The organism is Sporosarcina thermotolerans (assembly GCF_042658975.1).
Taxonomy (GTDB): Bacteria; Bacillota; Bacilli; order Bacillales_A; family Planococcaceae; genus Sporosarcina; species Sporosarcina thermotolerans.
Window position 1 is genome coordinate 246522 of the sequence record NZ_JBHSRM010000003.1, and the last position, 15382, is coordinate 261903.

At 45.1% G+C, this 15382-nt stretch carries 13 protein-coding genes; all 13 read right to left on the minus strand.

Annotated features, from left to right (window positions below):
- Positions 1 to 77: 77 nt before the first annotated feature.
- The 13 genes from ACFPZG_RS04050 to ACFPZG_RS04110 all read right to left on the minus strand — a co-directional run bounded on the left by ACFPZG_RS04050 (position 78) and on the right by ACFPZG_RS04110 (position 15156).
- Positions 78 to 1646: an ABC transporter substrate-binding protein gene (locus ACFPZG_RS04050; protein WP_317940274.1), complete on the minus strand. Its 1569-nt coding sequence runs from the start codon at positions 1644 to 1646 to the stop codon at positions 78 to 80.
- Positions 1647 to 1909: 263 nt separating this feature from the next.
- On the minus strand, positions 1910 to 2038 hold the full coding sequence (locus ACFPZG_RS04055) for a hypothetical protein (protein WP_381426406.1): 129 nt from the start codon (positions 2036 to 2038) through the stop codon (positions 1910 to 1912).
- Positions 2039 to 2125: 87 nt separating this feature from the next.
- Entirely contained in the window at positions 2126 to 3097 is a 972-nt protein-coding gene (locus ACFPZG_RS04060; protein WP_381426407.1) for a 2-hydroxyacid dehydrogenase, read from the minus strand.
- A gap of 62 nt (positions 3098 to 3159) precedes the next feature.
- On the minus strand, positions 3160 to 3846 hold the full coding sequence (locus ACFPZG_RS04065; protein WP_381426408.1) for a FadR/GntR family transcriptional regulator: 687 nt from the start codon (positions 3844 to 3846) through the stop codon (positions 3160 to 3162).
- Positions 3847 to 3961: 115 nt separating this feature from the next.
- Positions 3962 to 5317 (minus strand): glucarate dehydratase, encoded by a 1356-nt coding sequence (gene gudD, locus ACFPZG_RS04070; protein WP_283732805.1) that lies wholly within the window; start codon positions 5315 to 5317, stop codon positions 3962 to 3964.
- 11 nt (positions 5318 to 5328) lie between these two features.
- Positions 5329 to 6624 (minus strand): MFS transporter, encoded by a 1296-nt coding sequence (locus ACFPZG_RS04075; RefSeq protein ID WP_317940275.1) that lies wholly within the window; start codon positions 6622 to 6624, stop codon positions 5329 to 5331.
- An 80-nt stretch (positions 6625 to 6704) separates the two neighbouring features.
- A complete protein-coding gene (gucD, locus tag ACFPZG_RS04080; RefSeq protein ID WP_283732808.1) occupies positions 6705 to 8174 on the minus strand; it encodes an alpha-ketoglutaric semialdehyde dehydrogenase GucD in 1470 nt (489 codons plus the stop codon).
- Positions 8175 to 9113, minus strand: a complete 939-nt coding sequence (gene kdgD, locus ACFPZG_RS04085; RefSeq protein ID WP_283732809.1) for a 5-dehydro-4-deoxyglucarate dehydratase — start codon at positions 9111 to 9113, stop codon at positions 8175 to 8177.
- Positions 9114 to 9182: 69 nt separating this feature from the next.
- Positions 9183 to 10718, minus strand: a complete 1536-nt coding sequence (garD, locus tag ACFPZG_RS04090; protein WP_317940276.1) for a galactarate dehydratase — start codon at positions 10716 to 10718, stop codon at positions 9183 to 9185.
- A 255-nt stretch (positions 10719 to 10973) separates the two neighbouring features.
- On the minus strand, positions 10974 to 11990 hold the full coding sequence (locus tag ACFPZG_RS04095) for a mannonate dehydratase (protein ID WP_317940277.1): 1017 nt from the start codon (positions 11988 to 11990) through the stop codon (positions 10974 to 10976).
- A gap of 108 nt (positions 11991 to 12098) precedes the next feature.
- Complete coding sequence (locus tag ACFPZG_RS04100; RefSeq protein ID WP_317940278.1) at positions 12099 to 13088, minus strand: tripartite tricarboxylate transporter substrate binding protein; 990 nt, start codon at positions 13086 to 13088, stop codon at positions 12099 to 12101.
- Between the two features lie 40 nt (positions 13089 to 13128).
- Positions 13129 to 14649: a tripartite tricarboxylate transporter permease gene (locus tag ACFPZG_RS04105; RefSeq protein WP_317940279.1), complete on the minus strand. Its 1521-nt coding sequence runs from the start codon at positions 14647 to 14649 to the stop codon at positions 13129 to 13131.
- 12 nt (positions 14650 to 14661) lie between these two features.
- The gene (locus ACFPZG_RS04110; protein ID WP_283732811.1) at positions 14662 to 15156 is read right to left on the minus strand and encodes a tripartite tricarboxylate transporter TctB family protein; all 495 of its coding nucleotides are present in this window, start codon (positions 15154 to 15156) and stop codon (positions 14662 to 14664) included.
- Between the last annotated feature and the right edge of the window lie 226 nt (positions 15157 to 15382).

Sequence of the window (15382 nt, forward strand, 5' to 3'; positions counted from 1 at the left end):
TCCCTCAAGCATAAAAATAAAAAATAACGCCATGTTTACAAAAACATGATAAACCTGGCGTTATTTTAACCCTTCAATTACTTGGAATTTGAAACGTTCCAGAAAACGAGTCCATCAATATCTTCTAATTGTGAAAGTGACGTACGACCTGCAAAAAGCATATCCCCGTCTCCCATTTTAATAGCAGGTTTATATTCCAAGAAAAACGCCTGTAATTCATCATAGTATTTACGTGCATCATCAAGTGAAGGAGCTGTACGGATTTTAGATGTAATTGGAGCTAACTTCTCATTGTTCGTCCAGCCAACATAGTCCGGTCTTGACCAAACAAGTGAAGTCGGCTCAACTTTACCTTTATTTGTAATGATCGTAATATCGAATGCTGATGGATCATTACGGCGTTCTGAGAATGTCGGCCAGTCATACACTTCAAGCTTTACGTTGACCCCAGCTTTTTTCAATTGCTCTTGTACGACAATTGAAGCGTTGTACATATGGTCATAGTCGCGGGAAGTCATCAGGCGGATTTCTTCGCCGTTATAACCTGCTTCCGCAAATAGTTTTTTCGCCAACTCGGCATCTTGTTTGCCATACTCTTCTTTTCCAAGATCGCTATACCACTGTGCTTCCTGATTCGCTAACATTACATGGTGATTTGTTTTATAATAGTCCGGATTAACGAAAGCCGCTTTAAGTACATCTTCTTTCTTTACTGCTGCATTCACAGCATCACGTGCAGCTTGATTTGTAAAAAGACCTTCTTTTTTATTGAAATACAATAATAGTAGTTCACGAGGAACACTCTTTAATACAACATCCTTGTTCGCTTTAAGCTGCTCAACGTTATCGATTGGTAGCTCCATACCAGCGTCATATTCCCCTGATAAGATTCCAGCAACCCGTGTTGATGAATCTGGAACAAAAATAATATAAAGGTCATCTACCAATGCTTCACGTTTTCCTGCAAGACCGTCACCAGGCTCATCACGGTGAGAGTAGTCTTCAAATTTCGTCATGTGAATTTGTTGGTTTTGTTTCCAATCCTTAAATTGGAAAGGACCCGTACCGATATATTCAGTCACTCTTTCCTTTTCTTCTTTACCTTCAAGAATAGAAGCAGGCATGATCGTCGGTGCTTCTCCACCAGAATAAGCTAAAACAAGTGTTGCGGTTGAAGTTGGTTGTGCCATCTCAAGAAGGACAGTATACTCATCCACTTCAGAGAAGTTAGCGTCTTTGAATGTTTCTTTTCCTGAGCTCGAAACGTGTATCCATCGGTTCATCGATGCGACAACGTCCTTTGCCTTCAGTTCTTCGCCATTATGGAATTTAACACCCTTACGTAATTTAAATTCAATCGTTTTTCCATCTTCTTTAAAGGACTCTGCAAGCATAGGTTGAATTTCACCTTTGGAGTCGAAAGTTAATAGTGTTTCAAAAATATTTCTTGCGATGTTCGATGAAATCGTTGTCGTATTGACATGTGTATCCAATGTAGGCGGTTCAGAAGGAACTGCTACCTTCAATTCTCCCCCTGATGTCGTTCCCTTTTTCGGCGAATCCGCCCCAGCCTTGTCGTCCTTCGAGCAACCTGCGAGTGCAAGTAACAGGACACCTAAAAATATGGCATACTTAATGAATTTCATTCCAATTCCCCCTGTTTTTTAATTAGTTCCAAGCCAAACAAAAAACTGATCGACCAAAATGTTTAACACCCCTTTTGAGAGCGGTTACATTTCAACGAAACCATCTTTCGTATACATGGAAATTTATCATAAGCTGAACTAACATAATAGATTGACTACTTAAAATAAATTAAAACATTTGAATGCATTTTGTTCATTAAATTTATTGGGGACTTTTAATCTATTTTGGACAAAATAAAAGACAGGCTTTTTAGGCCCGCCATTCATGATAAACATTCATCTAAATATGCAATGACTTCTTCCCTATTTCCGGATACTTTATCCTCCATTGAACGAGGAATCACAACAACACCATCCGCATCCCCCACAATATCGCGAATTACCCCATCCACAACGCGGCTTTGGACGCGATAAGTTATCCTTTGGACGCGCAAAGCGATTCTTTGGACGCACAACTTATCGCTTTGGACGCGGAACCGCTACCTCACCCTCAATCCAACCACACTCTCATTAATCAACGAAGGTGGTATCTCCCCAGTCAACCCCGCCACCAAATTCCGGCAGGCTAACTCCTCCATTTTCGCGCGGGTTTCTGAGGTTGCAGACCCGATATGCGGGAGGGTAACAAGGTTCGGTATACCAAGGAATGGGTGGTCCTCAGCAAGAGGCTCATGCTCGTATACATCCAGTCCAGCTGCAAGGATCTCGCCCTCTTTCAGGGCAGCCGCCAAATCATCCTCATTCACTAACGCGCCTCTTGATCCATTAACAAATATGGCGGTTTCCTTCATTAAGCTAAATTCCCGGGCACTGATTAGATGAATGGTATCCGCAGTTTGCGGTGCCATCAAGCAAACAAAATCGGCTTGTTGCAATAGGTCATCCATTTCCACATATTTCGCGCCAAGCTTCGTCTCAGCTTCCGGCTTTCTTGAACGATTATGGTAAAGGATATCCATCCCAAATCCGAACCGCCCCCGTTTGGCTATGGCTTGTCCAATTTTACCCATGCCTATAATGCCAAGCGTCTTCCCATGAACGTCGACGCCAAATAGGGTTGGACTTAATTTCCCAGTCCAGTTTCCTTCTTTGACATACTTGTCGAGTTCCGGGATTCTTCTTGCTGTCGCTAACAATAAGCCAAAAATTGTATCAGCGGTTGTTTCGGTTAGGACATCAGGTGTGTTGGTGGCCAAAATTCCCCGCTTTGTTAATTCCTCAATATCGAGATTGTCATAGCCGACAGAAATATTAGATACAACCTTCAACAACGGCGCGCGTTCCAACAATGCCTCATTAACTTTCAAACTCGAGCCAATCAAGCCAGTGGCCGTCACTATCTCCCTATTGAATTCCTCACTTCCCGGAACGGCCGTAACAACAGTGAATCTATCTTCAAGCTTGATTGTCCCTTCTTCCGAAATCGGGCTATAAATTAATACTTTCTCCATTATCTTGGATTCCCCCTTATTGAAAAAGGACAGGAAATCGACAATTTCCTGTCCTGTTTTCATTATGACTTATTATGATCGCTCAATATTTTATCCCGTACATAACTTAAGTGATTGTACATCTTTTGAAATGCTTCGATTGGATCTCGTTTTTTCAAGGCCTCATAAATCTCAGTGTGGTACTGAATCGTTAATTCCGGCTCCCGTACTTTAATAAGTGAGTCGGTCTTTTCGTGGGCCATCAATAAAGACTCGATCATACCTTCCACAATCGGATTTTTTGCGCTGTAGGCGATGATTCTATGGAATTGCTTGTCGTACATTCCATAGTCTTCATCATTTTTCCGGATATTTTCAATCGTCTCGGCAAGTTCTGCAAGCTCACTATCTGTAATTTTTTCAGCAGCAATCGTGACAAGTCCGAGTTCAAGTGTCATCCTCGCTTCAATAACGGCCGGAAGATTGTTGATGGAAATTGCTAACATTGCACGGAACGGGCTGCTTCCAACTTTTTCATTCACAAACGTTCCGCCACGCGGCTTTCTCGTAATGACTTCGAGCGTTTCAAGCGAACTAAGTGCTTCACGGATGACGGGGCGGCTGACGTCCAGTTGTTCCATCAGCTGCATCTCCGGCGGAAGCCTGTCGCCCGGCCTCAACTGCCCACTGAACAAGAGCGAGATAATCTGTTCCATTACCTGCTGGGCAAGGGTGTTGCGTTTCACCGTATCAACATTATATAACTGCAAGGCGGTTCCTCCTTTCCTCATTAATATTGACGGACAATACTACAATTAAATCTACATTAAGTATACTACCTCTATGCAAAAAACAAAATGTAAGTCTGTACTTATAAGGAATTAATTATCGAACGAGACAAGGCTTTTTCGGATCGAATTTCCAACCCGGGATCAAATACTGCATCCCGACCGAATCATCCCGAGTTCCAAGCTTCATATCGACATACAACTTATGCGCTTTTTCAATCTCGTTCATATCGATTTCGATGCCAAGTCCGCCCGTTTTCGGAACTTCAACTTCTCCACCTTTTATTTGAAAAGGTTCTTTCGTTAAGCGCTGTCCATCCTGCCAGATCCAGTGTGTGTCAATTGCAGTGATAGTGCCTGGTGCAGCTGCAGCAACGTGTGTGAACATTGATAGGGAAATATCAAAGTGATTATTTGAGTGGGAGCCCCATGTTAATCCCCAATCATTACACATTTGAGCAACACGAACTGAGCCTTGCATTGTCCAGAAATGAGGATCCGCAAGCGGGATGTCGACGGCATTCAATTGTATGGTATGCCCCATCTGGCGCCAATCCGTTGCGATCATGTTAGTCGCAGTTGGAAGACCCGTTGCCCGGCGGAATTCCGCCATTGTTTCACGACCTGAATAGCCTTCTTCCGGACCACATGGGTCTTCCGCGTAAGCAAGAACATCTCCCATCCCCTTACAAAGACGGATAGCATCCTTCAATAGCCAACCGCCATTCGGGTCAAGGGTGATCCGAGCATCGGGGAATCGTTTCGCAAGGGCAGTAACCGCTTCAATCTCTTGCTCGCCTGCTAAAACGCCGCCTTTGAGCTTGAAATCTTCAAAACCGTATTTATCATACGCCGCTTCTGCCAAACGAACGATACTTTCAGGCGTCAATGCCTCTTCATGCCGGATACGGTCCCAGCCATCTACTTCCCCAGTCCCGTCATTGTAGGCAAGATCAGTCTTATTCCGGTCACCGACATAAAACAAGTACCCTAACATTTTCACCTTATCACGCTGTTGGCCTTCACCTAAAAGCTCCGCTACCGGCACATTCAAATGCTTCCCTAAAAGGTCTAAGAATGCAGCTTCAAGCGCAGTTACTGCATGGATCGTCGTGCGCAAATCGAATGTCTGATTGCCTCGGCCACCCGCATCTTTATGTGCAAATGCCGTGCGTACTTGATTGAGCACAGAATTATATTTCCCGATGGATTGCCCTTTGACAAATGGAATCGCTTCCTCGAGTGTCCGGCGTATCGACTCACCGCCCGGCACCTCCCCGGCACCAACATTTCCACTACTGTCTTCAAGCAATACGATATTTCGTGTAAAGTATGGAGCATGTGCACCACTCAAGTTCAACAACATACTGTCCCGGCCTGCAACAGGTATTACCGTCACTTTTGTAATCACCGGTGTTTCCGTCTTCTTTGCTTCTTCAATTGCTGTTTTCATTTCGTCGCCCCCTAATTAATAGAAACTTGTTTAATTTCTCCAACGAAAAACACATAGCAGAGTATTGCAAAAACTGCATGGATGCCTATGTACAGCAAGGCCAATTCGAATGAACCCGTCCACTGTACAAGGAATCCGATAAAGATAGGTGTGACAATGCCTGCCGAATTACCAAACATATTGAATAGCCCGCCGTTCAGTCCAGCATTTTCCTTATTCGATGTTTCGGCAACAATCGCCCAGCCCATTCCACCGAATCCCCTGCCAAAAAACGCGAAGGACATGATGGCAATCAAGAGAACTGTCGACTCGGCCATTTCCGCGAAGACAATCGACATCGAGCAAAGCATGCCAATTATAATTGGAATCTTCCTCGCTTTCGAAAGAGGAACGCCTCTTCCAATCAGTCCGTCAGAAAACCTTCCGCCCCAAAGCTGACCTAAAAATGCCGCCATAGCCGGGATTGTCGAAACGAGTCCAACCTCCAAGACGGACAGTCCCTTTTCACTAACTAAATAGATAGGAAACCAAGTCATAAAGAAGTACGTAATCCCTGTGACGCAATATTGACCAATGTAGATTCCAAGAGTCATTCGATTCGTCAGCAGCTGTATGATTGGCCGCTCCTTCATAGGTACTTTCTGACCACCGATTTTCAGTTTATCAGCGGTTTCCTTCTGTACCTTCTTTTCATCTGAACCCGGATCCTTATAAAATTTCATCCAGAGGATCGTACAAAATACGCCGATCACCCCAAACACTAAAAAGACATACGTCCAACCAAATCCTTGTGCAATAAAACCAATTACCGGCCCAAATAAGACAATCGCGAAGTATTGAGAAGAACTGAATACGGAGGAAGCTCTCCCCCTTTCTGACGGGGGGAACCACTCACTGACGATCCGAGCATTTGCAGGGAATACCGGAGCGGTAATAAATCCACATAAAATCCTTAGCAGGAATAAACTGATGAAAGCCACTATAGGCGTCAAGTAGCCCGTTAGTGCATGCAAGATTATAATAGCCGTCCATACAAGGATTACCGTACCATACACCTTGCCTGAACCGAAACGATCTAATATCAGTCCGCCCGGCACTTGACCGATTACATATGCCCATCCAAACGCTGAAAACAGAAAGCCCATCGCTACATCCCCAATGCCTAAATCCGCGGCGATTGGAGCCCCTGCAATCGAGAGAATTGAACGCTCCGAAAAACTGACAGCGGAAAAGAAAAAAAGCATCAGCATAATGCCATGCCGCGCTTGTATCCTACGCTGCTTATGCATTGCAGTAAAAACGCCCATGCATCAAGTTCCTTCCATTTCCGAAATTCGGTTAATAGCCAAAAGAAGAGCCGGATTTTACTCCGGCTCTTTTTCTCAAATCACTTTACAAAAACGGTCTTAATCGATGTGAAGAATTCGATTGCTGCGCGTCCTTGTTCACGCGAATGGGAGCTGGACTGCTTCATCCCGCCAAATGGTGCTTGAAGTTCGACGCCCGCACTTTCCGCATTGATGCGGACTAAACCAGCGTCCATTTCATTAATGAAGGAAAGGGCTTTCGAAATATTAGTTGTAAAAACAGAAGCGCTCAGTCCGTAATCCGAATCATTTGCGACGTCAAGTGCTTCTTCAAACGACGATACTTTCATTAACGCAAGGACCGGCCCGAAAATCTCTTCACGGGCGATTGCCATATCAGGAGTCACTTCATCGAAAACTGCTGGCTCAACGAAAAATCCTTTTGCATTCGCCCCTTTTTCACAGCGATTACCGCCGTATAGCAATTTGGCCCCTTCTTCCTTACCTTTTTGAACATAAGATAGGACCGTATTCAATTGATTTTCACTAACAGAAGGGCCCATCCAGCTACCTTCATTTAGGCCGTCCCCTACTGTGATTTCTGCAACTTTCGCCAACAACTTCTCACGGAACTCTTCATAAACGTCTTCATGGACAATCACACGACTTGTCGCTGTACATTTCTGACCTGTCGATTTCAGCCCACCGCTAATTGTTGCGTCAACAGCAAGGTCTAAATCAGCATCCTCCGCAACGATTACCGGGTTTTTGCCACCCATTTCAAGCTGGTATTTGATACCACGTTCGAGTGCGAGTTGACCAAGCTTTTTACCGACGCCATTGGAACCTGTGAATGTAATTCCACTTACTTTCGGGTGCTCGGCAAGGCCTTGGCCGACGACGGAGCCCGATCCTGTCACCATATTGATGACTCCAGCAGGAATACCGGCTTCATGCAAGCAATCGATTACTTTCGCGCAAGTAACTGCCGCCTCACTCGCAGGCTTCATGACAACTGCATTTCCGTAAATCAAAGCAGGTGCAGCTTTCCACATTGGAATTGCGACCGGGAAGTTCCACGGCGTGATGACTCCGACAACTCCAAGTGGTGTTCTTGTCGTGAACATAATTGCACTGCTGTCAGTTGAAGGGATGACGTCACCAACTGGGCGCATGCCTTCTCCAGCGTAGTAGCGGAGGATTGCAACACCGCGTGCAGTTTCCCCTTTTGCTTCCGGGAAGGTTTTACCCATCTCACGAGTCATCGTCCGTGCTATTTCATCGATTCGTTTTTCCATAATGTCAGCAGCTTTGAAAAGAATGTCGCCCCGTGCACTACCCGGGAGTTTTCGCCATTCCTTCTGGGCTTTCCAAGCCGCTTCAACTGCTTGATCCAAGTCTTCAGAAGAGGAGAGCTGGTAACGTCCGACCACATCATCTACATTTGCCGGATTCAGGCTTTCCGCTGTTTGGCCGGTGCTTGCTTCCACCCACTGTCCGTCGATATAGTTCAGAACGGTTTGGACTGTTTTTTCTGTACTTGTCGTCATTCAAGACACCTCCACTTGTTCAGTTCCTACTGGTGCAGGATACTTTTCTAATGCAGCAGTCAGGATTTCTTTCATCTCATCATAATGCCCTTGCTCGACTGGAGCGATTGGTGGACGGACTGTAGTGCCGACAGGCAATCCAACGATATTCATGCCCGCTTTGATAAGCGATACAGCGTAGCCCGCCTTGCGTTTGCGGATTGAATGAATCGGAAGGATGACATCTTCAAGCAAATCATGCATCGTCTTGTGATCTCCCTGTTGCAACGCCTCGAAATACTTCACTGAAATATGCGGGATATAGTTTGAAATGGCTGAAGAATACGTTCGGAATCCAAGATTGTAATAGGATGCCATCGTAACTTCCGCAAGCGGCATACCATTGATCCACTCAAGGCGGTCGCCAATCAATTGAACAGCCTCCGTATTGAATTCCATATCACCTTCGCCGTCCTTGAATCCTACAAGTTGTGGAAGTTCACAAAGTGCAAGTAAACTTTCTTTCGTTAAAATGCACTTGTCGCGCTGATAGAGAATTGCGCTCAAGTCCGTACTTTCAATAATTGCCTTCAAGTAGTTTAATAGACCGTCTTGCGAAGGATCGATTAAGTATGGTGGAAGGATCAGATAACCATCCGCCCCTGCTTCTGCGGAAATTTTAGCCTGCTCCAATGCGTGCTGGATGTTGCCCCCTACCCCCGTGTAAACCTGAACACGCCCGTCTACTGTTTTGATCGCTGTTTCGACCATTTGTTTATATTCATCCTGAGTCAATGCATGTAGTTCGCCAGCTCCGCAAGCTACAAATACGGATTGAACACCATTATTCAGCAGAAATTCAAGATTTGCCTCCAATCCATTTAAATCAAGCTGCCCATCTTCCTTAAGTGGTGCGACCGGGAATCCCAAAATGCCAGTCGGACAATTTCGTTTAACCATTCTTAATCTTCCACCTTTCGATTTGTTTGTTTTATTGTAAGACAATAAAACTTATCTGTCAACTTCATTTTATGTTATAGGTGCAGGATTGAATAAAACAAGATCATTTTTTATTCCCCAATGGTCTGCCCAAGTCTGACGGCGACCACTTGCAACATCTATAATGGCCTTGAAAATTTCTTCCCCAATCTCTTCAATCGTCGCCCCGCCGTCGATTATCTTGCCTGCATTAACATCTATCAAGTCACGCCATTGCTCGGAGAGTGTCGTTCTCGTCGCAACTTTGAGTACCGGCGCCATCGATAAGTTGTATGGCGTCCCTCGCCCGGTCGTAAATACCTCAATATGCATTCCTGAAGCCAACTGAAGCGTTCCGCAAACAAAATCCCCAGCCGGTGTCGCAGCAAAAGTCAGCCCATTCTTTCTAATTTTTTCACCTGGGGCAAGAACATCCACAATTGGTGCAGTTCCCGATTTGACGATTGAGCCAAGTGACTTTTCGACAATATTGGATAGACCGCCTTTCTTATTTCCAGGAGTTGTGTTCGCACTCCTGTCGGCAAGCCCTCTTGCCAAATAGGCGTCATACCATTCCATTTCGCGAATCAATGCCTTACAGACCTCTTCCGTCTCCGCCCGTGCAGCTAATAAATGAATACCGTCTCGTACTTCTGTCACTTCTGAAAACATGACAGATGCCCCCGCACGAATGAGCAAATCCGCCGCATGTCCGACCGCCGGGTTCGCTGTCACGCCCGAAAGCGCATCACTTCCACCGCATTGCAGTCCAACCGTCAATTTTGATAAAGGCGCTTCCACACGCTGACGCTTGTTCAGCCGTTCCAGTCGTTCTTTGGCCATTTCTAAAATGGAATCGACCATTTCAGAAAAACCATTACGATCTTGCAGAAATAAAACATCCGATTCACTTTCCCCTGCATTTAGACGGTCTAAAGTCAGCTTTTCGCAACCTAAACCAATGATCAGCATTTCTCCACCAAAGTTCGGATGGCTTGCAAGATTTCGGATTGTACGAATCGGAATCTCAGATCCAAGCCCATCGATTGCGACCCCACACCCATATGCATGGTCAATCGCCACTACATCATCTACATTTGGATAAGCAGGTAGAAGTTCTTTTTTTATCTTTTCAACGGCGAAGCCTAATACTCCCGTCACGCACTGAACGCTTGTCGTGATGCCAATGAGGTTTTTCGTGCCAAAAGTTCCGTCAGGGTTCGGATAGCCCATGAATGTATAAGTTTCCTCGAACGGCTCAAGTGGCTCTATATTTACTCCGTGACGCAGTTCCGATAGATTCGGTGGTTCCGGCATGCGTATCATCGTTTCGCGAATCCAGCCGCCTTTAAGGATTTCCCTGTTGGCATAGCCGATGATTTCACCGTATCGGATAATCGCATCGCCTTCCTGAAAATCTTTTAATGCAACTTTATGCCCTTGTGGAGTTCTTTGGAGGAGCTCCACTCCTTCCTGAAGAACCATTCCAGCGGGCAAACCATTGTCATTCCCGATAATCGTTACATTATCGTGGTCATTCATTTTGACGGAGATTGGTTTTATTCCCACTTCCTGATTAGTCATCATCACTCCCCCTTTCGGTTAGCGCTCGTTTATTCCGTGGAACCGCTCGTTTATTTCCGGAACCGCTCGTTTATTCCGGAATCCGCTCGTTTATTCCGAAATCCGCTTGTTTATTCCGATAACCGCTCGTTTATTCTGATAACCGCTCGTTTATTCCAGAAACCGCTCGTTTATTCCGAAATCCGCTCGTTTATTCCACAAACCGCTCGTTTATTCCACAAACCGCTCGTTTATTCCACACAACCGCTCGTTTACTTCTCAACGCCCCTCAAATTCATTCAACGCATTCAAAAGTGCCTTGATATACCCGACTGAATAAGCAAAACCGAGGCTTGACGGCTTCCAGCCAATATTCGAGTACTTCCAACTATCATGTAAATCAGCAACATCCCCCGCAAACGTCGGAACATGATCGGGATTCAAGCAGCCGCTGTAGCCGACTTTCCGAAGCTCCAAAAGAATTTTAAACATATTCAAATCACCATCATCTAACAGTGCCTCTTCAAACGCTCCCGCTGTAGGCAAACTTCCTCTCACGTTGCGGAAGTGAACGAGGAAGATACGTCCTTTTCTACCGAAGTGATTGATTTCATCCATTATTAGTGAAGAACCACCAGCTTCCGCGCGTGTACCGATGCAGTAAACGAACCCGACATTCTTATTCGGAAAGTCATCAATGATCCGATTCAGCCCAATTCCGCCGAACGGGGAATCCGGATGTGGTGTGTCGGATGGATGCATCGCAACATTCACATCGTGGTCCTGGGCAAGAGGTACAATTTCACGGTAAGCCCTTTGGAAAGACTTCCACCAATTCTGCAATTCTTCTTGGCCCGGCGTTTCAGTTTTCTCTTTCAATAACCCAATGCTCTCCCCGCGTGCAATAGCTCCCCCGCGCTGGATTGCCTCATAACTCTGTCCTCTTCCATAAAAGACATCGCCCTCAAATCGTTGGCGCACAATCTTGATTCCCGCCTCGCCGAAAACTCGCACAGCGTTGAGTGAGTTCTCAAGCTCCTGTTCGCTTCCGTCCACGCCATCCATGAATGAACGTGAAATATTCGGAAGCGTGACCCGGTTAATATCCAATCCATATGAGCGGACACGTTTTTTCAGCTTCAACAATTCATCGAGATCCGGATAACCTTGTTCCTTCACACCTTTGAATGACTGGCCATTCCCGAAATCCACAAAATCGATTCCAAGCTGAGACATCTGCCTTAAATCCAAATCGCTAAGATCCGCGGTATTTACAGTTACTGAAACATGCATCATCATGAACTCCCCCGATTCCTTCCGACTTCTTCCGATTTAATGAAAGAAGCCCGGTAAGCCGATCTGAGATCAACCGTACCGGGCCTGTCCTTCCTGTTATCCAGTGATTTATTTGCCCCCGGTCAATTTGTTAAGTTCAACATATTCCGCCTCAACCTCGGAGAGTTTCTTGCTTGCTTCTTCCGGATTCAAATAGACTGGATTCAACCAACTTTTCTTAATCTCTGCTTGATACTCCTCACTGTCGACCGCCTTGCCCATCGCTTTCGTGAAGGCAGTAACGATATCGTCAGGAGTGTCTGCTGGGAATGCCCATAAGAAAACTTTATCAACGACAAGATCTACACCTTGCTCTTTGAATGTTGGGATGTCTGAAGCGTCTTCCAATCGCTCATCAGCCATGACGCCAAGAGCTACAAAGTCACCAGACTCAATATAGCCTTTTACAAGTCCAAGAGAAGTCGGTACGATATCAACTCTTCCGCCAAGAAGTGCCGTGATTTTATCTGAAGCACCTCCGACGTCAGCAATGTTAAATTCGACACCAGTTTGTTCTTGGAATTGAAGAATTTGCATGTACGTCATTGAACCAATTTCCGTTGCAACCGTAACTTTTTTCGGATTGGCTTTTGCAAATTCAACAAGCTCTTTAACTGTTTTGAACTTCGAATCTTTGGAAACAAGGAATGTGTTGGATTGGTCAAGTACACCAACGCCCGCAACTTTCATGTCAGAGTACGTGTAATCCGCAAGTCCATAGACTTTGTTCAAGATCATCGAGTTGTGGAATGCCAAGACTGTATAGCCATCCGCCTTTGCATCCATCACCTTTTGAGTACCTGTTGTTCCACCTGCACCCGTAACGTTTGTAACGACAAGCGGCTTTCCAAGTTCTTTTTCCATCGCCTTCGCCAAAATCCTCGTATTCAAGTCCGTATCTCCACCAGCTCCTGCCGGCACGACAATTTCAATTGGTTTCGTTGGATAATTAGACGCCGTATCACCTGACGCCTTATCCGAGTCTGAACATGCCGCAAGACTTGCAGCAAGGGCAATTGCACCTGCCCCGAACGCTATTTTTTTCCAAACACCTTTCATCTGTTACTCCCCCAGTTCAATTTTGTTTTATTTTGATGAATCATTGTTCCCCTTCAAGGTAATTGAATGACTGATTATCTTTACTGCGCTTTTTCTTCCAGTTACTGTAGAGTTTTAATCCAAGTGAACCGAAAGTGAATATAAGGAATACTGCTGCAATCGGTGACGTCAAGAATGGCATGAAGTCCCCTTGTGACAGCATAAGTCCACGGCGCAAGTTCGTCTCAAGCAACGGCCCAAGGATGAAACCTAAAACAAGCGGCGTCAATGGGAATCCAAACTTGATCATTAAGTATCCAAGGAGACCGAAGAAGAAAAGTGCGCCAATGTCGAATACGCGACCATTTTCACCGTAAGCTCCGACCACACAAAGTCCAAGGACGACTGGCATAAGAATATTCTGAGGAACGCTCAACATCTTGACGAACCCTCTCATACCAAGGAACAGGAACAAAATCATGAACACGTTTGCAACTAACAGCGCAGCGAAGATCGCGTAAACAACATCTCCATTATTTTGAAGAAGAAGTGGTCCAGGCTGCAATCCATGTAGAACCAACCCACCTAATAGTAGGGCAGTTACCGTATCTCCCGGGATACCAAGTGATATCAAAGGAACAAGTGCCCCACCGATAGCCGCATTATTCGATGATTCGGATGCAACAACGCCATCCGGAATTCCTGTACCAAACTTCTCCGGCTTTTTAGAAGAGTTTTTCGCAGCCGCATAGGCGACGAGATTCGATGTTCCGCCCCCGATACCCGGCAGGATTCCAATTCCAATCCCTATCAAACTGGATCTAAACCAGTTCCAGCCTTGCGCAAGATACTCTTTAATAGTCACTTTGTAACTAATTTTCTTCATATTAACTTTTAGATTATCCTTAACCTTCTTCTCCGCATTGATGAGAATTTCAGAGATTGCGAATAACCCAATCAGTACCGGTAAAAGAGAAAATCCAGCGTCAAGTGTCTTCGCTCCAAATGTAAACCGCGGAAACGCGTCAATCGGAGCAGAACCCACCATCGCAAACCCAATTCCAAGAAGCCCAGCCATTAACCCCTTCGGCAATGAATCACCAGACAAGCTTGAAATCAGCGAAAGAGCAAAAATAATGATTGCAAAATACTCAAATGGTCCAAACTGAAGCGCCACCTTTCCGAGTGGCGGTGCGATCATAATCAAAACGATAATGCTCAACAGCCCTCCCATGAAAGACGAGACGATCGCAAAGTTGAACGCCTTGCCCGCTTCACCATTCCGAGCCATCGGATAGCCATCAAATGTAGTCGCAATGGACGATGGTGTCCCAGGAATCTTCAGCAAAATTGCCGGTATCAAACCACCCGATACCCCACCAATATAAAGACCCATCAAAAGCGCCATTCCATCGATTGGATTCATCCCGAACGTAATCGGCAAACAGATTGCAATGGCCATCGTCGCCGTGAGTCCCGGAATAGATCCAAAGATCAAACCTAATGTGACTCCTCCCATGATGAGCAAAATGCCTTTAATAGTAAGAATTGATGCAAAGCCGCTTAGCAGTAGTTCAAACATATCCAACCCCCCTTATAGAAACCCGTTTGGCAGCATGACGTAAAACACATTGCGGAATACATAATAAATGGTGGCAGAAGAAACGACCGAAACAACCGCGAACAACAGCCACCTTCTCTCCGGTTTATCAGAAAGGATCATCATCTGAGTAAACATATACACTGCAGTAGTTATTAGAAAACCCACGAAAGGCAGCACTACAACATACACAGCCATCAGAATAAATGACAAGATGACCGGACGATAGGTAACCTCATCTTTCGGATCCTTCTCAACAACAGCATCAGCAGAGGATTCTTTCTCCCTTTCCGCCTTTACACTCCTAATTCCCTGAATAATGATTGCAATAGCCATCAATGCAATTAAACCCGCAATAATCTGCGGCATAAAAGCAGGACCAACCGCCGTTGACGTCAACTTTTTAAAACTCAAAGTCGCACTAAACATGATAACGCTTACAACCAATAGAAAAATACCCGACTGGACATCTCTAATTTTTGGAACCATTACAACACCCTCCCCCTTTCGAAGATTCTGTTAAATTAGGTTTATTGTAAGACAATTATATTGTACAGTCAATAGAAAATAGTAAATAAATATAAATAATATATTAGTAGTTGAGCTCGATGGGTAGTTTTATTGGTGGCTCACTTTTAAGGTATCTGTGCACGATACAATTATAACAATTCAACCACACGAATAAATACTCAAGAAAATTGAAGACGAATTTAGT